This window comes from Achromobacter spanius (assembly GCF_039673305.1).
Lineage (GTDB): Bacteria > Pseudomonadota > Gammaproteobacteria > Burkholderiales > Burkholderiaceae_B > Achromobacter > Achromobacter spanius_F.
On record NZ_JBDJLJ010000011.1, the window covers coordinates 41,569 to 63,855 of the forward strand.

Below are 22,287 nucleotides of genomic sequence, written 5' to 3' on the forward strand. Positions count from 1 at the left end.
GGCGCATCGCGGCAACGCTACTCCGCGAATTTGTCGCGCAGGTAGAGCGCCAGCGACAGGTCGTCGGCAAGCTGCAATTTGCGCATGGCGCGGCGCTTGTGGGTGCTGACGGTCTTTTTGCTGCGGACCAGCCGTTCCGCGATCTGGGTGACGGACAGGCCCTGCCTGATGTGGCGCAGGATCTCCACTTCGGAGGTGGTCAGCAACGCGTGCGGGGAAGAAGGCGGCATGCTGTGGATCTTGCCGTCTTGCACAGACAGAAACGGCGCCCGGGCACTGACGACCCCCTTGATCATGTCGGGCAGAAGCACCATGCCCCATTGCTTGGCCAGGTAGCCGTTGGCCCCCGCGCGATAGGCCGCATATTCGGTTTCGAGCCGATTCCCTGCCGAAAACGTGATGATCGCCATGTGGGGGTGGTAGCGGCGCACGCGCCGCAGGTAGTTCACGCCGTCCCACGGTTCCAGGGGCAGGTAGAAATCGATCAGCGCCACGTCGCACGGAGAGTGCGCCAGCTTTTCCAGCAGCGCCCGCGCCGAGGTTTCCCGGTGCAGAACCTGAAAACCGGGCCGGCTTTCCAGGTAGGCGCCGACGCCCAGCGCCACGACGGGGTGGTCGTCGAGGATGGCGACGCGGATGAGCGGGGGCGGGCGCGACAGCAGCAGATGCCGGCGCGTGCCGGCGCTGCCCGCCGGTGCGTCGGAGTTTTCGTGGGGCGTAGGGCAGGGCGGCTTGCTGGCTGGCTCTGAAAGGGGATGCATCGTTGCTCCACGGATGGGGACGCCAGCGGGCCGGAGCCGTCATGAGGCGGATCTGGCGCGCACGTCCCGATTGGTCCTAGATTTTGGAGGGCAGATTACGTGGTGGATCGGCAGAGCGGATGTGAATCCAGGCAAAATCAGACCGACGCACACACGACCAGCCAGACCGGCGCGAGCCACGATTCGAATGCGCCTCAGGGGGCAGCAGGGGCGGGCAAATCTCTCCGGACGGCGCGCCAGGCTTGGGACTCCTTGCCCTGGCGCGCTCCGTAGTGGCGTTTTCGCCACGGAAAGGGTGCAAAGGGTGCTACAATCGGCAACGATAAATGCAGCTGCACTTGCTGCAATTGTCTTGCTGCATATTGATCCGCGCCGCACCGGCCGCGCACCAACAGGCCTACAGACCATGTTTTTCCCGCTTGCACGAACTACGACCCGGAACTTTCGCCCTATGTCGCGTTAGTTTTTCGTGCGTCGGGTTTCACCGTGTCAGGTCAGCGGTAGGACTCATCAAGACAATCAAATGAACGCGGCTTCCAGGCCGCGTTTTTCGTTTCCGTTTTTCGTTTTTTTTGTTCCAAGAACCCCAGGAAGCACTCCCGATGGTACAGATCACATTGCCCGATGGTTCGCAGCGCCAATATCCGGGGCCGGTAACGGTCGCCGAAGTGGCGCAATCGATCGGTACGGGCCTGGCGAAGGCTGCCCTGGGCGGCCGCGTGACGGTTGAAGGCGCGGAATCCAAGCTGGTCGACACCAGCTTCCGCATCGAAGGCGATGCCCGCCTGGCTATCGTCACCGCCAAGGACGCCGACGGCCTGGATCTGATCCGCCATTCCACGGCTCACCTGCTGGCCTACGCCGTCAAGGAACTGTTCCCGGACGCTCAGGTCACCATCGGTCCGGTGATCGACAACGGCTTCTACTACGACTTTTCGTACAAGCGCCCGTTCACGCCCGAGGACCTGGCCGCCATCGAAAAGAAGATGGCCGAGCTGGCCAAGAAAGACGAAGTGGTCACGCGCGAAGAATGGTCGCGCGATGACGCCGTCGAGTTCTTCAAAAGCATCGGCGAAAAGTACAAGGCCGAGATCATCGCCTCGATCCCGTCCAACGAACCGCTCAGCCTGTATCGCGAAGGCGACTTCATCGACCTGTGCCGCGGGCCGCACGTGCCGTCCACGGGCAAGCTGAAGGTCTTCAAGCTGATGAAGGTGGCCGGCGCCTACTGGCGAGGCGACAGCAAGAACGAGATGCTCCAGCGCATCTACGGCACCGCCTGGGCCACCAAGGAAGAACAGGAAGCCTACCTGCATATGCTGGAAGAGGCCGAGCGCCGCGATCACCGCAAGATCGGCCGCGAACTCGACCTGTTCCACTTCCAGGACGAAGCGCCGGGCCTGATTTTCTGGCACCCCAAGGGTTGGGCCCTGTGGCAGCAGGTGGAGCAATACATGCGCTCCGTCTACCGCGACAACGGCTACCAGGAAGTGAAGGCGCCGCAGATCCTCGACATTTCGCTCTGGAAAAAAACCGGCCACTGGGACAACTACCGTGAAAACATGTTCACGACGGAGTCCGAGAACCGCGTCTACGGCCTGAAGCCGATGAACTGCCCGGGCCACGTGCAGATTTTCAACGCCGGCCTGCATTCCTATCGCGAACTGCCCCTGCGCTACGGCGAATTCGGCCAGTGCCACCGCAACGAGCCCTCGGGTTCGCTGCACGGGATGATGCGCGTGCGCGGCTTCACGCAGGACGACGGCCACATCTTCTGTACCGAAGAACAGCTCCAGGACGAGTGCGCCGACTTCACGGCGCTGCTCCAGAAGGTCTATCGCGACTTCGGCTTCACCGAGGTCCTGTACAAGGTCGCCACGCGTCCCGAAAAGCGCATCGGCACGGATGAAGTCTGGGATACGGCCGAGGCCGCCCTGATGGAAAGCCTGCGCCGCACCGGCTGCGAGTTCGAGATTTCCCCGGGAGAGGGCGCTTTTTACGGCCCCAAGGTCGAGTACACGCTGAAGGACGCCATCGGGCGCCACTGGCAGTGCGGTACGATCCAGGTGGACTTTTCCATGCCCGTGCGCCTGGGCGCCGAGTTCGTGGACCAGAACGACCAGCGCCGTCCGCCGGTCATGCTGCACCGCGCGATCCTGGGTTCCCTCGAGCGCTTTATCGGCATGTTGATCGAAAACCACGCCGGCGCGATGCCTCCCTGGCTGGCTCCGGTGCAGGCTGTCGTATGCTGCATTTCCGAACCTTCGGCCGATTATGCGGCCCAAATCACGCAAAGCCTGAAAAAACAAGGCTTTAGAGTAGAGTCCGATTTGCGCGGTGAAAAAATCACTCGTAAAATTCGGGAGCACAGCCTGCAAAAGGTGCCGTACATTCTTGTCGTCGGCGACAAGGAGAAGCAAAACGGCACCGTAGCCGTACGCGGACTGGGTGGACTGGACCTTGGCGCCATCGCATACGACGAGTTCGTCGCGCGACTGTCCGAGGACGTTTCCACCCGCCGTGACGTCAATCAACCTGATAGCAGCGCTGCTTAACATTTCTAGGAGCTTTCAACATCGCCACTGAAAAAGCCAATCGCATCAACGGTGAAATCCGCGTCCCCGAGGTGCGCCTGATAGGTCTGGACGGAGAACAGCTGGGCATCGTCAAGATCGCCGACGCGTTCCGTCTTTCCGAGCAAAACGACGTGGATCTGGTGGAAATCGCGCCGAACGCCGAGCCGCCGGTCTGCCGTTTGATGGACTACGGCAAGTTCAAGTACCAAGAGCAGAAGCGCCAGGCCGAAGCCCGGTCCAAGCAGAAGGTCATCCAGGTCAAGGAAGTCAAATTCCGTCCGGCCACCGACGAGGGCGACTATCAGGTCAAGCTGCGCAATCTGCGCCGTTTCCTCGAAGAAGGCGACAAGGCCAAGGTGACGCTGCGCTTCCGCGGCCGCGAAATGGCTCACCAAGAGCTGGGTATGCGGGTGCTTGAACGTGTGCGCGACGATCTCCTGGAGCTTGCCCAGGTCGAAGCCATGCCGAAGCTCGAAGGCCGTCAGATGGTCATGGTGCTGGCCCCCAAGAAGAAGGCCGTGCCCGCGGGCAAGCCTGAATCGGCGGCCTGAGCGCCAGCTGTAGCTCTTAAGGCAAGGCTCAGCCTTCCCATCCAGCAACCCGCCGTGTCCGTCTCGTGACCGGCGGGTTCGCTTATTGGGCGGCTCTGAGCTACGATGTCATAAAGCAAAGCCGCCTTCCCGCAAGGGGAGGCGGCGTCCGTTCAGGGTGTCGCGATGCATGTTTTGTTCGTTTTGGATCCTTTGCCGCTGCTCAAGGCGTACAAGGACAGTTCCGTCGCCATGATGCGCGCCTTGGTGGCGCGCGGTCACACGCTCAGCGTGGCCATGCAGGGCGACCTCTATATCGAGGCCGGCTCGGTCAAGGCCACGACCACGCCGATCGAACTGGTCTCCGACGCCGATCTGCACGGCCACGACTGGTGGCGCGAGTCCGCCGCGCGCGACCTGCCGCTGGCCGACTTCGGCGCGGTGGTAATGCGCAAGGATCCGCCGTTCGACATGGAATACGTGTATTCGACGCACCTGCTCGAATACGCCGAGGCGCAGGGCGCCTGCGTGTTCAATGGCGGCGCGGCCATCCGCAACCATCCCGAAAAGCTCGCCATCACCGAAATCAGCGAGTTCACCGCGCCCACGCTGGTGACGCGCAACATGGCCCGCCTCAAGGCGTTCCACGACACCCACCAGGACGTGATCGTCAAGCCGCTCGACGGCATGGGCGGCACGGGCGTCTTCCGCCTGCAGCCCAAGGATCCGAACCTGAACGCCATCCTGGAAACGCTGACGGACAACGGCGCGCGCACCATCATGGCGCAGCGTTACATTCCCGACATCGTCAAGGGCGACAAACGCATCCTCCTCATCGGCGGCGAGCCGGTCCCGTATTCGCTGGCCCGCATTCCGCTGGCCGGCGAAACGCGCGGCAACCTGGCCGCCGGCGGACGCGGCGTCGCGCAGGAGCTGTCGCCGCGCGACCGCGAGATCGCCGAGGCCGTGGCTCCCAAGCTGGCCGCCCGCGGCCTGCTGCTGGTCGGCCTTGACGTCATCGGCGATTACGTCACCGAGGTCAACGTCACCAGCCCCACCTGTTTCGTGGAAATCGCCGAACAGACCGGCTTCGATGTCGCGGGCATGTTCGTCCAGGCGCTGGAAAAGGCCGTGGCGGCCAAAGCCGTGGCGGCCAAAGCTGCGGCGTCCGACGCCGTGGCGGCCTGACCTGTCGGAACGCCTGACATGACCACGGGTATTGTGATCGTCGTGCACGCGCCCCTGGGCGCGGCAATGCGCGAATGCGCCAGCCACGTCATGGGCAACCTCGACGGCATGCTGGCCATCCACGATATCCTGCCCGAGGACCGGCCGGACGACCTGGCTCCGGATGTCCTGAAGGACATCCTGGAGCAGGACCACGGCGGGGGCGTGCTGGTGCTGACGGACCTGATCGGCGCCACGCCGGCCAATATCTCCAAGCGGGCCGTCGCGGACGCCCAGGCCCAGGGCATCCAGTGCTGTGTGCTGGCTGGATTGAACACGCCGATGCTGCTGCGCGCGTTGACCTACCGCAACCTGCCTTTGGCCGAGACGCGCGAAAAGGCCCTGGCCGGAGGGGTTCAGGGCGTCTTACGTGTAGACTGACGGGCAGGGACTTGCCCTATTATGTCGGCTATTATTTCAGGCCGAAGATCGGTTCGACGATTGGCTGCGATCAACACTGCGGCGTAGGCCGCGGTCATAATATTTCCTATGCCTAATACAGACATTGTCATCAGCAACAAACTGGGCCTGCATGCCCGGGCCGCCGCCAAGCTGACGCAGCTCGCGAGCAAGTTCTCCAGCGAAATCTTCATTTCACGCGGCGCGCAGCGCGTGAACGCCAAGAGCATCATGGGCGTCATGATGCTGGCCGCTGGGCTGGGAGTGACGGTCAAACTGGAGGCTTCGGGCAGCGATGCCGAGCAGGCTCTTTCCGAAATCGAAACCCTCTTCGACAGCAAATTCGGTGAGCAGGAATAGAACTTCTTCTGAAGCGGCCGGCCCGAGCCCAGCTCGGACCGGTTCGCCCGCGTCCATGGCGGACGCTCGCAACGGGGCTGGCGCTGCCAGCCCCGTTGTCTGTCTGTACGGAAAAGGCGTTGCCAAGGGCTACGCCATCGGACGCGCGGTCGTCATGGGCGCCGCAGCGCTCGAAGTCGCCCATTACCGCATCTCGCCGGAAGACGTGCCGGCCGAAAGCAGCCGCCTGACCTCCGCGCTGGCGTCCGCCCAGCAGGAATTGCTGCAATTGGCCGACACCTTGCCGGCCGACGCGCCGCGCGAGCTTGGCGCCATGCTGAACGTGCACAGCCTGCTGCTGGGCGATCCGCTGCTTGCGGAGCAGACGCTCGCCCTGATCGCCGAACGCCACTACAACGCCGAATGGGCGCTGACGACGCAGGGCCAGATCCTGGGCCAGCAGTTCGACGCCATGGAAGACGAGTACCTGCGTGAACGCGGCGCCGACGTGCGCCAGGTCATCGAGCGGGTGCTGCACGTCCTGGCCGGCACGTCGGCAATCCTGCCCGACATGTCGCACATGGGCGGCGATGAAGCGCTGGTGGTGGTGGCGCACGATATTTCTCCCGCGGACATGCTGCGCCTGCGGGGCGGGCGCTTTGCCGCCTTTGTCACCGATCTGGGCGGCCCGACCTCGCATACCGCGATCGTGGCGCGCAGCATGGGCGTGCCGGCGGTGGTCGCCATGGGGAACGTGCGCGAACTCGTCCGCGACGGCGACATGCTCATCATCGACGGCGGCTCCGGCGCGGTGGTGGTCAATCCCTCCGAACGCATCCTGCAGGAATACCGCCGCCGCCAGACGGTCTACGCCGATGAACGCGCCGAGCTCGGCCTGCTGCGCGACGAGCCGTCCGTGACCCTGGACGGGATCGACGTCGTCCTGCATGCCAACATCGAGCTTCCCGACGAGGCGGCGCTTGCGCTGGCGGCGGGGGCGCATGGCATCGGCCTGTTCCGCAGCGAATTCCTGTTCATGGGACGGCCGGACCTGCCCGGCGAAGAAGAGCAGTACGAAGCCTACGCGTCGGTCGTCAAGGTGATGGCCGGCCGGCCAGTCACGATCCGGACGCTGGACATCGGATCAGACAAGACGCTGGATGGCGAGGCCACCGTGGCGACCAACCCCGCCCTGGGGCAGCGCGCCATCCGCTACTGCCTGGCCCGGCCGGAAATGTTCGCGACGCAACTGCGCGCCATACTCCGGGCCTCGGCCCACGGCCCGGTGCGGCTGCTGATTCCCATGATCGCCCATATGCACGAGGTCGTGGCGACCAAGGCGGCCATCGAGTCCGCCCGGCGCGAACTCGATGCGCGCGGGCAAGCCTATGCGCCTCACATGGAAGTGGGCGCGATGGTCGAGGTTCCGGCCATCGCCATCGCGATCGAACCGTTCGCCCAGGCGCTGGATTTTCTGTCCATCGGCACCAACGACCTGATCCAGTACACGCTGGCGATCGACCGCGGCGACCATGACGTGGCGGCGCTGTACGATCCCCTGCACCCCGCCGTGCTGCGGCTGGTGGCCAACACCATCAACGCGGGCGAGCGGGCGGGCAAGCCGGTTGCCGTGTGTGGCGAAATGGCGGGTGATTCGCGCATGACGCGGCTGCTGCTGGGCCTGGGCCTGACCGAATTCTCGATGCATCCGCAGCAATTGCTGGACGTGAAGCGCGAGGTCCGCCGCGCGCATTCCAACGCCCTGCGCATCAAAGTGGCGACGGCGCTGAACCGGGCCTTGCCCGTGGATCTGGACGCGCTCGGTCCCACCTGATTCCCGCCGACCCAAAAAATAGAGCCCCGATTCGGGGCTCTATTTTTTCGCCTTTCCCGCCGCAGCGGGCGGCGGGAAAAGGGCGCTGATTGCAGCTTTTAGCTGTGGTACGCCGACTCGCCGTGGCTCGTGACGTCCAGGCCTTCGCGTTCCTGGTCTTCCGGCACGCGCATGCCGCACAGGGCGTTGGCGATCTTGTAGGCGATCCAGGCCACCACGCCGGACCAGACGATGGTCAGCAGCACGCCTTCGAGCTGGACCCAGAGCTGATGGGCGATCATGCCGGGCTCGGCCAGGCCGGGGCCGCCGAAGACCTGGGCGTTGAACACGCCGGTCAGCAGGGCGCCGACGATGCCGCCCACGCCGTGGATGCCGAACACGTCCAGCGCGTCGTCAGCGCGCAGCATGCGCTTCAGGCCGTTCACGCCCCAGACGCAGACCACGCCGGCAACCACACCGATGATCAGTGCGCCCACGGGGCCGACAAGGCCGGCGGCCGGGGTAATGCCGACCAGGCCGGCAATCGCGCCCGAAGCGGCGCCCAGCATCGAGGGCTTGCCCTTGATGGCCCATTCCGTGAACAGCCAGGCCAGCACGGCGCCCGCGGTGGCGATCATCGTGTTGAAGAAGGCCAGGGTGGCGTTCTCGTTGGCGGCCAGCGCCGAACCGGCGTTGAAGCCGAACCAGCCCACCCACAGCAGGGCGGCGCCCACGAAGGTCATCGGCAGGTTGTGCGGCTGCATCGCTTCGCGGCCATAGCCGACGCGCTTGCCGACCACATAGGCGCCCACCAGGCCGGCCACGCCGGCATTGATGTGCACCACGGTGCCGCCGGCGAAGTCCAGCGCGCCTTGGGCGTTGAGCAGGCCCGGCGCCGTTTCGGACGCGAACCAGACCATGTGGGCGATGGGTACATAGGCGAACGTGAACCAGATCACCGTGAACACCAGGACGCCCGAGAAGCGTGCGCGCTCGGCAAAGCTGCCGACCACCAGGGCGCAGGTGATGCCGGCGAACGTGGCCTGGAACGAGGCGAACAGCAGCTCGGTCAGGGTGTTCGACATGGCGTACGCGCCGTCAGCCGGGTTGAACATGCCGGAGAAGAAGGCGCGCGACAGGCCGCCGAAGAAGGCGTTGCCCTCGGTGAAAGCGAGGGAGTATCCATAGATGAACCAGAGAACCAGGCCCAGCACGAACGTGCACAGCACTTGGAGCAACACGGACAACACGTTCTTGCTGCGTACCAGGCCACCATAGAACATCGCCAGACCGGGTACGGCCATCATCAATACAAGCAGGGTAGAGACGAGCAACCAGGAGATATCTGCTTTATCCATTTTCAGGGCTCCATTGAGTTTTTATTTATTTACAGCGCAGCTTCGCCGGCTTCGCCCGTTCTGATACGGATCACTTGTTCCAGGGGGGCTGCGAAGATCTTGCCGTCGCCGATCTTCCCGGTGCGGGCGGCTTGTTCGATCGCTTCGATGACCTGGTCGACCAGGTGGTCGGGCACGGCGGCCTCGACTCGCAGCTTGGGCAGGAAGTCGACGGCGTATTCAGCGCCGCGGTAGAGCTCGGTGTGGCCTTTCTGGCGGCCGAATCCCTTTACTTCTGTCACAGTCAGGCCCTGGACCCCGATTCCGGATAGAGCCACCCGCACCTCGTCGAGCTTGAAGGGCTTGATGATGGCGATGATGAGTTTCATGGCATTTCCTCTCATGGTTGCACGCACCGTGGTTAAAGCAATATCTGTGCCATGTTGGGAAGACCCCGCAGCGCCGCAGAAGGGCGCAAGAGTTGTGCGTAACTGCACTGTTGTGGTGCGCCATGCACCGCGATGCGGCCTCAATTTGGTGCGCAGTCGTCGCGAGGTGCGGCATGCAACGAAATATGTTCCGCATCAAGCATTTGTAGCGAATTGATGCGAGTGCAATGACAGCCGGATCCTCCGCAGACGGCCGCGAGGGGGCGCCTTGCGGCAGGCTGCTTCTCGCTCAGCGTTGCTGGCTGCGGCTTCGGGAGCAATGGACCGATTGCGATCCGGGCTGCGACCCGCCAAACGCCCCTCAAATTGGGGTGCGACCGTGATACGAGGGTTTACACGGGTGAGCTTGTTGGTCCGGGTGCGCTCGAGAAGAATCGGACTCAGGAACACGGCATCGGCCAATTGGAGGATGCCAAGGCGCTGCCCGAACGGGCAGCGGGCATGAGTAAAGGTGTTGGTAGGGGGTTGCCGTCTGGCAGCCCGGTTTTCTCCTGTGCTTTGAAGGGCGGTCACCGCATGCGGCCCGCCCTTTTTTTTGGCGCAACGCCTGCAGGCTCTGAAACATGTGCGTCGACGCACTACACTTGAGCCATCAAGAACATCGAGAGGCCGTATATGAACAATCGCACCCAATGGATGGAAGATCTTCAGAAGAACATCTCCGACCTGATCGCCCGCAGTCCTGCTGCGGATGTCGAGCGCAATGTGCGCGCCATGATGACGCAAGCCTTTTCCAAGCTGGATCTGGTTACGCGCGAAGAATTCGATGTCCAGGCCGATCTGCTGGCCCGCACCCGTGCGCGCGTCGATCAGCTGGCTGCCCAGGTGCAGCAGATGGAGTCGCGCCTGTCCGCCCTGGACAAGTAGGCGACCCCAGCCGCGCCGCGCGTCGTCGGATGCGTAGGCGCGTGATGGTTTTGTCACGGCCGCATCCGCGGCCGTTTGTTTTTTGCGGATACTGGCGGACACCGAACCGATCCGGAGACCGCAGTGACGCTTGCCGTTCTTGCCAGCAGGGCCCTTTCCGGCATGGACGCCCACGCAGTCCGCGTCGAAACTCACCTGGGCCCGGGGCTGCCGGGCTTCAACGTGGTTGGCCTGGCCGACACCGAAGTGCGGGAAAGCCGCGAACGGGTCAGGGCTGCGATCATCAACAGCGGGTTCGAATTCCCGGCAGGCCGCATCACCGTCAATCTCTCGCCCGCCGACATGCCCAAGGAATCCGGGCGCTTCGATTTGCCCATTGCTCTGGGTTTGCTGCTGGCTTCCGGCCAGTTGGCGCCGCCCGCCGCCGACGGCGCCAATGTCGCGCCTCAGGATGCCACGCTGGCGCATCTGGTCCTGGCCGGCGAGCTGTCCTTGACCGGCGCGCTGGTGCCGGTCGCCGCGCCGTTGGTCATTGCGCTGGGCGTCGCGCGCGAAGCGCCCGATGCCACGCTGATATTGCCCGCAGGCAGCGCCGAGCAGGCGGCCTGGGTGCCCGGCTTGCGGGTATTGTCGGCGCGCAGCCTGGCCGACGTCGCGGCGCACGCGGCCGGCGTCTGCCTGCTGCCGAATGCCGTGCCCAGCCCTTGGCCCGACGCGGCGCCTGCTCCCTGCCTGTCTGCCGTCCGGGGGCAACCAGGTGCGCGACGGGCGCTGGAAGTCGCGGCGGCAGGGGCGCACAGCCTGCTGATGGTGGGGCCGCCTGGCGCCGGCAAGACCATGCTTGCCGCCCGCCTGCCGGGCCTGCTGCCGCCGCTCGAGCGCGGTCAGGCCCTGGAAACCGCCGCAGTAGCCGCCATGGCGGGTCTGCCCGAGGCCCTGACAGGCCAGCCTCCGTTCAGGGCGCCGCACCATTCCGCCTCGGTCGCCGCCCTGGTGGGCGGAGGCGGTCGGCCCCGGCCGGGCGAAATCAGCCTGGCGCACCACGGCGTGCTTTTTCTTGATGAATTGCCCGAGTTCAGCCGCCGTTCGCTGGAAGCGCTGCGGGAACCCCTGGAAGCGGGCAGGGTGGTCATTGCCCGGGCTTTGCACGCCGCGCAGTTTCCCGCCCGGTTTCAGCTGGTCGCCGCGATGAATCCCTGTCCCTGCGGCTGGCGCGGCCATCCCGCCCGCGCGTGCGCCTGCACGCCGGATCAGGTGTCGCGTTACGCGGGCAAGATATCCGGCCCCTTGCTGGACCGCATCGATCTGCACGTGACCCTGCCGCCATCCGACCCCGACTGGATGGCCGCAGCGCCGGGCGAGGCCTCGGACGCCGTCCGGGCGCGCGTGGTCCGGTGCCGGGAACGGCAGCACGCCCGGCAGGGCAAGCCCAACGCGGGGCTGGCAGGGGCCGAGCTCGACGAGTTCTGCGCCATGGACGACGCCGCCCGGAACCTGATGTCTCAAGCGATGCGGCGCCTGAAAGGATCCGCCCGCGCGATGCACCGCGCCTTGCGGGTGGCTCGCACCATCGCCGACCTGGACGGCCAGGACAGGCTTGCGGCCTGCCATGTGGCGCAAGCGGTCCAGTACCGGCGCCCCGAAGTATGATTGCCATCCACGGGGACGCAACGTCGCTTCCCGTGCGCGCCGCGCCCCGCCGACTCGACAAACTGCGGGAAATCACCATATAATCAAAGGCTTTCCCGGATCAGGGCTGTTTTTTTGCCTTGGCTGGGGAAGAACTTGCGCCTGAAGGGCCGTCCGGAAGGGAATCCTTTGGCAGTATCGAAGGCGTAGGTGCAGTACCCCAGCAGTACCCCCCAGAAGTGGCAACAGGTCTACAAGTTTTGTCGTTGCGTGAAGGTTCAAGCCCGAGTGGCGATTCAAGCACAAGTGGCTGAAACCCAAAGCGCGCGCCAAGCACCTGGCGTCATGTAAATCAACAATGAGTGTTTTAGTTTAGGGAATCATCATGCCCAAGATGAAAACCAAGAAAAGCGCGTCGAAGCGCTTTAAGGTTCGCGGCAGCGGCTCCATCAAGCGTGGTCAGGCGTTCAAGCGTCACATCCTGACCAAGAAGACCACCAAGAACAAGCGCCAGCTGCGCGGTTCGGCGGCGGTTCATGAAACCAACGTGGCCTCCGTCAAGGCCATGATGCCTTTCGCTTGATCTAAGGGAGATCTACTATGCCTCGCGTCAAACGCGGCGTTACCGCCCGCGCACGTCACAAGAAAGTCATTGCCGCCGCCAAGGGTTACCGTGGCCGCCGCGGTAATGTGTTCCGTATTGCCAAGCAAGCAGTCATGCGCGCTGGCCAATACGCCTACCGCGACCGTCGCAACAAGAAGCGCACGTTCCGCGCTCTGTGGATCACGCGTATCAACGCGGCCGTCCGCGAGCATGGCGTCAGCTACAGCGTGTTCATCGCTGGCCTGAAGAAGGCTTCGATCGAACTCGACCGCAAGGTCCTGGCCGATCTGGCCGTGCGCGACAAGGCCGGCTTTGCCGCCATCGTGCAGCAAGCCAAGGCTGCCTTGGCTGCCTGATCGCGCGCTTTAACTCATCGCGCATCGCTGCAAACGGGGCTGTAATAGCCCCGTTTGCGTTTTGAAGGCTGGATTTCATGACTCGATTGGTTGATGACCTGGTATCCCAGGCGCAAGAACGGTTCGCCGCGGCTACGGATGCCGCCGCGCTTGAGAACGCAAAGGCTCGCTTCCTCGGCAAGGAAGGCGCACTGACGGTGCTGCTCAAAGGCCTGGGCAAGCTCGATCCCGAGCAAAAGCGCGAAGCGGGTGCGCGGATCAATCAGGCCAAGCAAAAGATCGAAGAACTGTTGAACTCGCGCCGCGCCGAACTGGCGCAGGCGGAGCTGGATGCCCGTCTGGCATCCGAAACCATTGACGTCACCCTCCCGGGCCGCGGTCGCGCGCCGGGTGGCATTCATCCGGTGATCCGGACCTGGGAACGCGTGGAAGAGATCTTCCGTTCCATTGGCTTCGATGTGGCCGACGGCCCCGAAGTGGAAAACGACTGGACCAATTTCACCGCTTTGAACAACCCGCTGGACCATCCGGCGCGTTCCATGCAGGACACGTTCTACGTCGACATGAACGACGCGGACGGCCTGCCGCTGCTGCTGCGCACGCACACCAGCCCCATGCAGGTGCGCTACGCCCGCATGAACAAGCCGCCCATCAAGGTCATCGCGCCCGGGCGCACCTATCGCGTCGACAGCGACGCCACGCACTCGCCCATGTTCCACCAGGTGGAAGGGCTCTGGATCGCCGAGGACATCTCGTTTGCCGACCTGAAGGGCGTGTACACCGATTTCCTGCGCTGCTTCTTCGAAAGCGACGATCTGGTCGTGCGTTTCCGTCCGTCGTTCTTCCCGTTCACGGAACCGTCCGCCGAAATCGACATGATGTTCACGTCGGGCCCGAACCGCGGCCGCTGGCTGGAAATCTCCGGCTCCGGCCAGGTGCATCCCCAGGTGGTGCGCAACTTCGGGCTGGATCCCGAGCGCTACATCGGCTTTGCCTTCGGCTCCGGCCTCGAGCGCCTGACGATGCTGCGCTACGGCGTCAACGACCTGCGCCAGTTCTACGAAGGCGATTTGCGCTTCCTGCGCCAGTTCAACGAATAACAGACGGCTGATCATGCAATTTCCCGAATCCTGGCTGCGTACGCTGGTCAATCCCCCGATCGCAACCGATGAACTCGCGCACCGGCTCACCATGGCCGGCCTGGAAGTCGAAGACACCGCGCCCGCCGCGCCGGCGTTCTCCGGCGTGGTGGTGGCGCACATCGTCGAGATCGCTCCGCATCCCGACGCCGACAAGCTGCGCGTCTGCCAAGTGGACGACGGCTCCGGCGAGCGCCTGCAGATCGTCTGCGGCGCGCCCAACGCGGCCGCCGGCCTGAAGGTGCCGCTGGCCCGCGTCGGCGCGGAACTGCCCGGCGGCATGAAGATCGGCGTGGCCAAGATGCGCGGCGTGCAGTCGTCCGGCATGCTGTGCTCGGCCCGCGAACTCGGCCTGTCGCAAGACCATGCGGGCCTCTTGGAACTGCCGGCCGACATGGTTCCCGGCCAGTCCATCCGCGAGGCCCTGGATCTGGACGACACCCTCTTTACCCTTAAGCTCACGCCGAACCGCGCCGATTGCCTGTCCATCCTGGGCGTGGCGCGCGAAGTGGCGGCGCTGACGGGCGCGCCGCTGTCGGTGCCCACTGCGGTCGCGGTGCCGGTCACCCTGGACGAGCGCCTGCCGGTCAAGATCGAAGCCCCGGACCTGTGCGGCCGTTTCGGCGGCCGCGTCATCCGCGGCGTGAATGCCCGCGCCGCGACGCCCGACTGGATGAAGACGCGCCTGGAGCGCGCCGGCCAGCGTTCGCTGTCCGCGCTGGTTGATATCTCCAACTACGTCATGCTGGAACTTGGCCGTCCGTCGCACGTGTTCGACCTGGACAAGATCGGCGGCGACATCAGCGTGCGCTGGGCGCGTGAAGGCGAGTCGCTGGAACTGCTCAATGGCCAGACCGTCACGCTGGACCCGAAGGTCGGCGTCGTGGTCGCGGGCGATCAGGTCGAAAGCCTGGCCGGCATCATGGGCGGCGAAGCCACCTCGGTGACGCTGGACACGCAGAACATCTATCTGGAAGCCGCGTTCTGGTGGCCGCAAGCCATTGCCGGCCGCGCGCGCCGCTACAAGTTCAGCTCCGAAGCCAGCCATCGTTTCGAGCGCGGCGTGGACTACGCCAGCATTCCCGAGCACCTTGAATTCATCACGCGTCTGATCGTCGACATCTGCGGCGGCCAGGTCGGCCCCGTTGACGACCAGATCGTCAATCTTCCCCAGCGTCCGCCCGTGCGCATGCGCCTGGCGCGCTGCCATCGCGTGCTGGGCGTGCCGGTCACGAAGGAACAGGTCGCGCAGATCTTCGGCAGCCTGGGCCTGGAGTTCACGGTCGAAGGCGACGATTTCATCGTCAACCCGCCGTCGTACCGCTTCGATCTGGAGATCGAGGAAGACCTGATCGAGGAAGTCGCGCGCATCTACGGTTTCGAGAGCATTCCCGACGTGCCGCCGATGGCGCGAGCCAAGATGTTCTCGCAGCCCGAGGTGCGCCGCGGCGCACATGCGCTGCGCCGTCTGACCGCTGCGCAGGACTACCAGGAAGTCGTCAACTACAGCTTCGTCGAGTCCGATTGGGAACGCGACTACGCCGGCAACGACAACCCGGTCCGCCTGGTCAATCCCATCGCCAGCCACCTGTCGGTCATGCGCTCCAGCCTGATTGGCGGCCTGGTGGCCAACATCCGCCACAACGCCAACCGCAAGCAGTCGCGCGTGCGCCTGTTCGAACTGGGCCGCGTCTTCGTGCGCGACGCCTCGGCCCAGGATGGTCCGCTTGAAGTGGCCGGCGTGCGCCAGCCCATGAAGCTGGCCGGCGCGGCCTGGGGCCCGGCGGTGGAAGAGCAGTGGGGCGTGCCTACGCGCCACGTGGACTTCTTCGATGTGAAGATGGACGTCGAGGCCCTGTTCGGCGCCCGCGGCCGGCGCCTGCGTTTTGAAGCCGCCGCGCATCCCGCGCTGCATCCGGGCCGTGGCGCCCGCGTGCTGCTGGATGGCCAGCAGGTCGGCTGGATCGGCGAACTGCACCCGCGTTTGGCGCAGCAGGCTGATCTGGCGCATGCGCCCGTGGTCTTCGAACTCGACGTCGCCGCACTGTCGGAAGGCGAACTGCCGCAGGTGCGCGAACTGTCGCGCCAGCCCGTGGTGGTGCGCGACCTGGCGCTGTGGGTCGACGAGGACGTGTCCGCGCAATCGATGCTGGACACCGTGGCGGCGGCCGTCAAATCCGACGCGCAACTGGCCGTGGTGCAGGACGCGCGCGTGTTCGACGTGTGGCGCGAGAAGGCCGCCGGCAGCGAACCCGTCGCCGAGAAAAGCCTTGCTTTCCGATTCTGGCTACAGGACACTGAGGTCACATTGGACGAAGCCCGTGTGGCGGATTGCCTGGCACGCATCAAGGATGCATTGGTCAGCGCGCACGGCGCGCGCCAGCGTGCCTGAACCATGGGGACTAGTATGCTTGCCGAGCAACGCACCCTGACCAAGGCCGAGCTGGCCGAACTGCTCTTCGAGCGGGTCGGCCTGAACAAGCGCGAAGCCAAGGACATCGTCGATACGTTCTTCGAGGAAATCCGCGACGCCCTGGCGCGCGGAGACTCCGTCAAGCTCTCGGGCTTTGGCAATTTCCAGGTGCGCGACAAACCGCCGCGCCCTGGCCGCAATCCAAAAACCGGCGAGACCATTCCCATCGCCGCACGGCGCGTGGTCACGTTCCACGCGAGTCAGAAACTCAAGAGCGTGGTGGAGCAGGCAGTGCCTGCGGCACCCGACGCCGCGGAGTGATACGCTTTGTCGGTAATTGTTATCGGCACCCGACGCACCGCGCGCATAAAATCCGCTTATGACACGTACTGAATCCACCGTTACCTTACCGCCCATTCCCGCCAAGCGTTACTTCACCATTGGTGAAGTCAGCGAATTGTGTGGCGTCAAGCCTCATGTATTGCGGTACTGGGAACAGGAATTCACGCAGCTCAAGCCCGTGAAGCGCCGCGGCAACCGCCGCTATTATCAGCATCACGAAGTGCTGCTGATCCGTCGCATCCGTTCCCTCTTGTACGAACAAGGCTTCACGATCAGCGGCGCGCGCAATCGCCTGGGCGACGCGCGCGACGTGCCGCACGATCAGGACGCCGCCGTGCGCCTGTCGGGCACCGAGATGCAATCGTTGCGCAATGAATTGAGCAACGTGTCGGCGATGCTGGGCGAAGCCCTCGGCAATGCGGCAAGCACGTCGGCCGCCAGCGCAAGCCAGGCGGGCCCCGCGTTCTGAACCTGACGCGCGCCACGCGCGTCATTTGAAGTCCAAAGTTTTTAGAGCAGTTCCCGCGAAGCGTGTAGACCTCGACGGTCGCGCGCAACGCAAGCCGTAGTGCATTGCGCCGTGCGCACGCCGTTCCATCACGCGAAGCTGATGCGTGCGGTGTACGTGGGGCGCAAATTTTTTTTTGAGTATTCAGCACTTTTTTGCACCAATGCGTGCAAACAAATTTTTGTTCTGCTATACTCTTTTTCTTTCGGGGCGTAGCGCAGCCTGGTAGCGCACTTGCATGGGGTGCAAGGGGTCGCGAGTTCGAATCCCGCCGTCCCGACCAGTAGTTCCAAGGCCGTTAGTGAGAGTACTCACTAACGGCCTTTCTCATTGTGGGGACTTTCGTGGGGACATACTCCCACGTTCCCATATCCCCTTATGCCACCTTCCGCTTCAAAACCGTCAACGCCGGACTGCGCGTGTCGGTCGCGGAAACTCGGTTCGCATATTCAATAAGCTTCGCCAGCTCAGCCGTTGAATAATGCGAAGTGATACTCCCGTCTGTGTGTCCCAATAATGCCTTGCGGTCCTCCTCTGGCACGTCGGCCGCCCGCAGTCGCCTTCCGTATGTGTGCTTCAAATCGTGAACACGCAGGCTTGCGAACCCCGGGTGCGGCGCCGTGCCGTGGGTCTTCTTCCACTGCGCGGCGGCCCGCTTTCGTGCGTTACGCCAGGCGGTGTCGTTCATCCGGTGCAAGGCTCGGCCCTCGTAGGGAAAAACCCATTCGGGGTGCTGTCCCCGTTGCTTGCGAATGATTGACCGCGCGACATCGTTGAGTACAACCAGTCGCTCCTCCCGGTTTTTCACGCCGGAGTCGTCGAACCGTCCTCCGAACTCTGCTGGGATGAGGAACACGCTGGTGCCGAGCCCCTCAACTTCGATTTCCCACTGCCATTTCAGTTTGCAGACTTCCTGCTCGCGGCAGCCGGTGTTCACCTTGTAGAGTGCCATGACCTGCAGGTGCTCCGGCAGCTCTTTGAACAGCGCCGCCTGTTCCTCCCATGAGAGAGGGTAGGGCTGGCGCCGCGACTTCTCGCTCAGCATTTCGATCATCGGGACCACCGCGAGCCAGGGCTTTCGGTTGTCGTCGCGCCACTTGCGGGAAGCGACGTTCAGGACTCGGACGACGCGCTGCAGCGCAATGTTGACCGTGCGAGGCGCTCGCCCGGCCTCGAGGCGATCATCGACATAGGCCTGCAGCGCTTCGTTGTCGACCTCATCCAGATGTAGGTCGCCGATATACGGGTCCAGCTGCTTGAGATAGGTGGCTGTCAGCCAAATGGATGGTTGGTGCGCGTACTCCTTTAGGTAGCGGGTTGCCGCGGCGCGGAAAGTCGGGCGCCAGTGGGCGCGCTCCTTCCGCTCTGCGTCGGCCTGGACGATTCGCTCGAGGAGGAACCGCTCGGCTTCCGCGCGAACGCTTGTGCCAGTGCTGCCTCGAATTCGTCCGTATCCGCGGACGACTTTGTCGATGTGCCAGACGCCGTCTTTGAGCGTGAGCCCGGTAATTGTTTTTTGCCCCATAGACTTGATGCTCCGTTGCTACGTGGGCGCTCGCTGCGGGGGGAATCCTTGCGCGCAGGTGCGTCCTTGTCAATCGCCATCCGCTCCGCATACTCGTCAGCAAAGCGGTCGAGCTCCTTGCGATCGAAGGCAATTCCTTGCTTTCCGATGCTGATTTCTCGCAGAAAGGGCCGTGCCGCCACATCAAAGACGCGGCGGCACATGCCGAGATAGGCCGGCGCCTTGCCGACTCGGATGAATCGCGGAGGAATGTCGGACATTTATCGGTCCCCGTTTGTATCTGCCGCGCGCGGCGGCGCGTCGTCGCATGCGCCGCCTGTAGTAACCGAGCTGATGAGACGGTCCAGGCCGATGACGGCCGGGTCAGCGGCTGGGAGGAAGGCTAGGGCTGCCCGGACGTCGCGCAGCGCCTGAACGAGGTTGAAATCCGGCAGCGGCGCCGTGTCCAGGACGGCTCGAATGGTCGCGCCAAACGTGCCGATGCGCGGGCCGCGGGCAGCGAACGTATCGATCCAGCCCTGGTCGGGCTGGGCCGGCACGAGACGCCAAGTAGTCGTCGTCATACGCGCGGGCCCTCCATCGCCGCCTTAATGCGGGTTTGCTGGAGCAGGTCGATCTGATCTGCGGGCTTGCCCGTGGCCATGACGTTGCGCAAGATGGGAAGCGCCTGGCGGAGGGCTTCCACGGTGCGCTCCTGGATCGGAACGAGGTAGTGCAGTGCGACGTGCAGGTCGCGCAGCGGCTGGAGCGGAAGCGTCTTGCCGTGGCGGGTTTCCCACATTTCGAAGTGCCATATCAGGCCTTCGATCGCGGGTGCGGCTTCGTACCGATAGCCGTCACACGCCAGGAACTCCGGGAACCCGCGCTCATTGACGGATACCGTGCCCGTGCGGTCCAGCTCGTCGAACAGCTGTTCGAGCGGGCGCATGACGATCTCCGCGCCGACCATCATGGGCGCGGCCTTGGGCCGCTCCTCGCGGCGCGTTCGGCTACGGCGACGGCTTTCGATGCGCTGTACCAGCCGGCGATCCTTTCGGTTCATGTAGGGGTGCATAGTCAGGCCTCCGCGCGCTGCAAGTCCTGGATGGCGAAATAGACGTCCATGCAGCCCTTGACGTCTGCCATCGCGCTGTGTGCGTTCGCCAACGGCTTGCCCGTGAAGAACTGGACCGCCTCACCCAGATTGGCCGTCTTGTAGTGGTGTCGCCCGGCCGCGATCATTTTTGCGGTGGGTGGGCATTTGACGATGGGCGTCGCCTTGCGCGCCGTGCATTCCGCGACGCCGTTCTTCCAGGCGACCAGCTCGGGTTCGAGTTCGCCGGCGCGGTGTTGGGCGATGCGGATGATGCGCGCGTCGAATTGTTCGTTGTGCGCGATCCGGGTACGACGGCCCCAAAGCTCCAAGAACAACGAGAGGGCCAGAGACTCGGGCACCCCGACGGCTGCCGCGTGTTCCGTGGTGATGCCGTGCACCGCCGCGACTTCGTCGGGGATGATCCACCCATCGGGGCGGACGACGACGTCCAGGCTGGCAACCGTCTCACGGGTGTCCAGGTCGACCAGCGCCGCGGCCAGCTGCACGATATGGGGTTGGTCCGGATGCTCGGACGGCTGGTTAAACAGCGGCAGGCCAGTCGTTTCGGTGTCGTAGAAAAATCCCAGGTTTTGCATGTCGTTGTCCTTGTGTCAGGCGGCCGCGCGCAGCTTGGGCTGCTCGGTCGCACCGTTTTCAATCCAGAAGGTGGTGAAGGTGTCCGAAGGGGCGGCAGGGGCTGCCTTGAGCGTGCCCAGCACCAGGACGGTGTCCAGGTGGCCGTCGGCACCCAACGCGTCGACCAGGGCCAGCGCGTCGGCGCGGCCCGGCAGGTCCAGGCAGTCGAAGCGGTCCAGGATCAGGCAGCGCAGGCCGGAGACCACGGCCAGAGCGGCACCGACGAGAGCGTCAACGCGCCAGCGTTCGGACTCGGATAGCAGGCGGTACTGCCGACCCTCCGAGGTAATGCCCATATCGGCGCCGATGGCGGGCACGCGCCAGCCAGCGATATCGGCTAGATCGGCCAGCTTGTCGTTGAAGGGCTGCAATGCCTCGGACAGGATCTCGCCCGGAATGCCATCGGGCGACAGCGCGTCGCCGATTGCCAGCCAAGCCAGCACCTCGCCGTGGTAGCGCGTAGCGTTCTGTGTCCGCTCGGTTGCGCCGGCGGCGGCCTGCTTGGCGTTCAGCAGGGCCTGGACGCGGTCGTCGACGGTCTTGCGTTCAGCGCGCAGTGCGGTCACCTTGGCTCGTGCGGCCTCCACGTCGGCGGGCTGGATCGCCTCCGGTGCGGCCGCATCCTGCAGTTGTGCTTCGGCGGCCTCTGCCGCGGCGATGTCGCGCCGGTCGTTCTCGACGCTGCGCGCCATCAGGTCACGGGCCTCGATCGCCTTCGGCAGGGCCGCGACAGCCTCCGGATCGCCCTTGCCGTCAATGGGGCCATACTGCGCGACATACTTGCCCAGGGCGGCATCGGCCACGTCATATGCTTCGAAGCCGCCGCCCTCTGCCTCAATGAAATTCAGGGCGCTGTACAGCCAGTCGGCCAGCTCATGGATGAGGCCTTCGCGCGCGCCAGATCCGGCCTTGGCCTGCAGGGCTTCGATCTTGGCCGCCAAGTTGGCGCATTCGGCCTGGTCGAATTCCAGCTTCTGGCGTAGCGCCGGCAGCTTCGCGGCCTGCGCCTGTCGAGCCGCGATCTGATCGCGGGCCGCCGCATAGGCGTTGGCCTTTTGCTCGAGAGCGCCCAGGGCTTTGGTGTGCTGTTCCAGCTTCGCGTCGACGCCGGCCAGCGTCGCGCGCTCGCCTACCAGCGCGGCCTGGTCGAACGGCGGAATCTCGGCGGCCCATCCTTCTGCCTTCTGGCTCCCCCACTGTTCGCCGGTCGCGGCCTTCCAGGCGCCCTTGGCCTGGGTCGCCTCCTGCTTGGCGTGCTCGGCGCCGGCGGCAAAGCCGCTGCGCAGGATGGGCTTGATCTGCGTCACTAGGTTTGCGGCGCACCCGCGCTCCACCAGGCGGCGCTCGATGTCATCCGGCTTGATCTTCGTGCCCATGAGCGTGAACAGCAGCGTACGGCGGTCGTCCGGCTTGGCGGCGGCGAACCGCTCGGGCGCCAGTACGTACGGCAGGGCGGGTGATGGCGGCACCAGGGCCTCGCCCGACTGCGTGCCCTTGGGCAAGCTGATACCGACCGCGCCTTCGTCCAGGTCCAGGGTGACGGCGCCAAGCTTCGCGCCATCGGTGACGAGCGCGGGAAACTCCTTCTTGAGGCCGACGCGCTCCGGGCTGCCCAGCATTGCCAGGCGCACGGCTTCGGCGATGCTGGACTTGCCGGCACCATTGGGTCCGGCGATCAAGGCGGCGGGTGTGCGCAGATCAAGATCAACGGCGCGGGCGCCTTGGAAATTCTCGATGGTGATACGGTTGATTCGCATGATTG

22 protein-coding genes and 1 tRNA gene are annotated in these 22,287 nt (G+C 64.7%); 15 read left to right on the forward strand and 8 right to left on the reverse strand.

The genetic code is table 11. From position 1 onward, the window contains the following. Positions 1 to 17: 17 nt before the first annotated feature. Positions 18 to 761: a response regulator transcription factor gene (locus tag ABE485_RS11990; RefSeq protein WP_346515524.1), complete on the reverse strand. Its 744-nt coding sequence runs from the start codon at positions 759 to 761 to the stop codon at positions 18 to 20. A gap of 602 nt (positions 762 to 1,363) precedes the next feature. Between ABE485_RS11990 and thrS the strand changes: the two genes are divergently transcribed. The 6 genes from thrS (at position 1,364) to ptsP (ending at position 7,666) form a co-directional block, all read left to right on the forward strand. Next, a complete protein-coding gene (gene thrS, locus ABE485_RS11995; protein WP_346515525.1) occupies positions 1,364 to 3,316 on the forward strand; it encodes a threonine--tRNA ligase in 1,953 nt (650 codons plus the stop codon). 20 nt (positions 3,317 to 3,336) lie between these two features. Then, on the forward strand, positions 3,337 to 3,888 hold the full coding sequence (gene infC, locus ABE485_RS12000; RefSeq protein WP_076812461.1) for a translation initiation factor IF-3: 552 nt from the start codon (positions 3,337 to 3,339) through the stop codon (positions 3,886 to 3,888). A 165-nt stretch (positions 3,889 to 4,053) separates the two neighbouring features. Next, entirely contained in the window at positions 4,054 to 5,055 is a 1,002-nt protein-coding gene (gene gshB / locus ABE485_RS12005) for a glutathione synthase (protein ID WP_346515526.1), read from the forward strand. 18 nt (positions 5,056 to 5,073) lie between these two features. Continuing rightward, positions 5,074 to 5,475, forward strand: a complete 402-nt coding sequence (locus tag ABE485_RS12010) for a PTS sugar transporter subunit IIA (protein ID WP_346515527.1) — start codon at positions 5,074 to 5,076, stop codon at positions 5,473 to 5,475. Between the two features lie 108 nt (positions 5,476 to 5,583). Further along, positions 5,584 to 5,853, forward strand: a complete 270-nt coding sequence (locus ABE485_RS12015) for an HPr family phosphocarrier protein (protein ID WP_006387993.1) — start codon at positions 5,584 to 5,586, stop codon at positions 5,851 to 5,853. A 55-nt stretch (positions 5,854 to 5,908) separates the two neighbouring features. After that, on the forward strand, positions 5,909 to 7,666 hold the full coding sequence (gene ptsP, locus ABE485_RS12020) for a phosphoenolpyruvate--protein phosphotransferase (protein ID WP_346515528.1): 1,758 nt from the start codon (positions 5,909 to 5,911) through the stop codon (positions 7,664 to 7,666). A gap of 98 nt (positions 7,667 to 7,764) precedes the next feature. Here the strand turns inward: ptsP and amt are convergent, their stop codons facing one another. Together amt and ABE485_RS12030 are read right to left on the reverse strand one after the other, a co-directional pair. After that, on the reverse strand, positions 7,765 to 9,003 hold the full coding sequence (gene amt, locus ABE485_RS12025) for an ammonium transporter (RefSeq protein ID WP_346515529.1): 1,239 nt from the start codon (positions 9,001 to 9,003) through the stop codon (positions 7,765 to 7,767). Positions 9,004 to 9,032: 29 nt separating this feature from the next. Next, positions 9,033 to 9,371 (reverse strand): P-II family nitrogen regulator, encoded by a 339-nt coding sequence (locus ABE485_RS12030; RefSeq protein WP_006218735.1) that lies wholly within the window; start codon positions 9,369 to 9,371, stop codon positions 9,033 to 9,035. A 675-nt stretch (positions 9,372 to 10,046) separates the two neighbouring features. On the opposite strand from ABE485_RS12030, the gene ABE485_RS12035 reads away from it, so the two are divergent. The 9 genes from ABE485_RS12035 to ABE485_RS12075 all read left to right on the forward strand — a co-directional run bounded on the left by ABE485_RS12035 (position 10,047) and on the right by ABE485_RS12075 (position 17,572). Beyond that, positions 10,047 to 10,298, forward strand: coding sequence for an accessory factor UbiK family protein (locus tag ABE485_RS12035; protein WP_008159910.1), 252 nt, complete (start codon positions 10,047 to 10,049; stop codon positions 10,296 to 10,298). 123 nt (positions 10,299 to 10,421) lie between these two features. Continuing rightward, positions 10,422 to 11,948 carry a YifB family Mg chelatase-like AAA ATPase gene (locus ABE485_RS12040; protein ID WP_346515530.1) on the forward strand — a complete coding sequence of 509 codons (1,527 nt, stop codon included), beginning with the start codon at positions 10,422 to 10,424 and terminating at the stop codon, positions 11,946 to 11,948. A 364-nt stretch (positions 11,949 to 12,312) separates the two neighbouring features. Then, positions 12,313 to 12,510 (forward strand): 50S ribosomal protein L35, encoded by a 198-nt coding sequence (gene rpmI, locus ABE485_RS12045; RefSeq protein ID WP_066659711.1) that lies wholly within the window; start codon positions 12,313 to 12,315, stop codon positions 12,508 to 12,510. A gap of 17 nt (positions 12,511 to 12,527) precedes the next feature. Beyond that, positions 12,528 to 12,887, forward strand: a complete 360-nt coding sequence (gene rplT, locus ABE485_RS12050) for a 50S ribosomal protein L20 (protein ID WP_006218741.1) — start codon at positions 12,528 to 12,530, stop codon at positions 12,885 to 12,887. Positions 12,888 to 12,964: 77 nt separating this feature from the next. After that, positions 12,965 to 13,987: a phenylalanine--tRNA ligase subunit alpha gene (gene pheS / locus ABE485_RS12055; protein ID WP_346515531.1), complete on the forward strand. Its 1,023-nt coding sequence runs from the start codon at positions 12,965 to 12,967 to the stop codon at positions 13,985 to 13,987. Positions 13,988 to 14,000: 13 nt separating this feature from the next. Continuing rightward, entirely contained in the window at positions 14,001 to 16,418 is a 2,418-nt protein-coding gene (pheT, locus tag ABE485_RS12060) for a phenylalanine--tRNA ligase subunit beta (protein ID WP_346515532.1), read from the forward strand. 3 nt (positions 16,419 to 16,421) lie between these two features. After that, entirely contained in the window at positions 16,422 to 16,760 is a 339-nt protein-coding gene (locus tag ABE485_RS12065) for an integration host factor subunit alpha (RefSeq protein ID WP_081477996.1), read from the forward strand. A gap of 58 nt (positions 16,761 to 16,818) precedes the next feature. Then, positions 16,819 to 17,250 carry a MerR family transcriptional regulator gene (locus tag ABE485_RS12070; protein WP_346515533.1) on the forward strand — a complete coding sequence of 144 codons (432 nt, stop codon included), beginning with the start codon at positions 16,819 to 16,821 and terminating at the stop codon, positions 17,248 to 17,250. A 245-nt stretch (positions 17,251 to 17,495) separates the two neighbouring features. Further along, positions 17,496 to 17,572 (forward strand) — tRNA-Pro (locus ABE485_RS12075). A 93-nt stretch (positions 17,573 to 17,665) separates the two neighbouring features. Here ABE485_RS12075 and ABE485_RS12080 read toward each other — a convergent pair. The 5 genes from ABE485_RS12080 to ABE485_RS12100 form a co-directional block, all read right to left on the reverse strand. Continuing rightward, positions 17,666 to 18,814 (reverse strand): tyrosine-type recombinase/integrase, encoded by a 1,149-nt coding sequence (locus ABE485_RS12080; protein ID WP_346515534.1) that lies wholly within the window; start codon positions 18,812 to 18,814, stop codon positions 17,666 to 17,668. 260 nt (positions 18,815 to 19,074) lie between these two features. Beyond that, the gene (locus ABE485_RS12085; RefSeq protein WP_346515535.1) at positions 19,075 to 19,377 is read right to left on the reverse strand and encodes a hypothetical protein; all 303 of its coding nucleotides are present in this window, start codon (positions 19,375 to 19,377) and stop codon (positions 19,075 to 19,077) included. Beyond that, positions 19,374 to 19,868 carry a hypothetical protein gene (locus ABE485_RS12090; RefSeq protein WP_346515536.1) on the reverse strand — a complete coding sequence of 165 codons (495 nt, stop codon included), beginning with the start codon at positions 19,866 to 19,868 and terminating at the stop codon, positions 19,374 to 19,376. The genes ABE485_RS12085 and ABE485_RS12090 overlap by 4 nt, the downstream gene beginning before the upstream one ends. 2 nt (positions 19,869 to 19,870) lie before the next feature. Further along, positions 19,871 to 20,485 (reverse strand): 3'-5' exonuclease, encoded by a 615-nt coding sequence (locus ABE485_RS12095; RefSeq protein WP_346515537.1) that lies wholly within the window; start codon positions 20,483 to 20,485, stop codon positions 19,871 to 19,873. A gap of 15 nt (positions 20,486 to 20,500) precedes the next feature. After that, positions 20,501 to 22,282 (reverse strand): AAA family ATPase, encoded by a 1,782-nt coding sequence (locus ABE485_RS12100; protein ID WP_346515538.1) that lies wholly within the window; start codon positions 22,280 to 22,282, stop codon positions 20,501 to 20,503. Between the last annotated feature and the right edge of the window lie 5 nt (positions 22,283 to 22,287).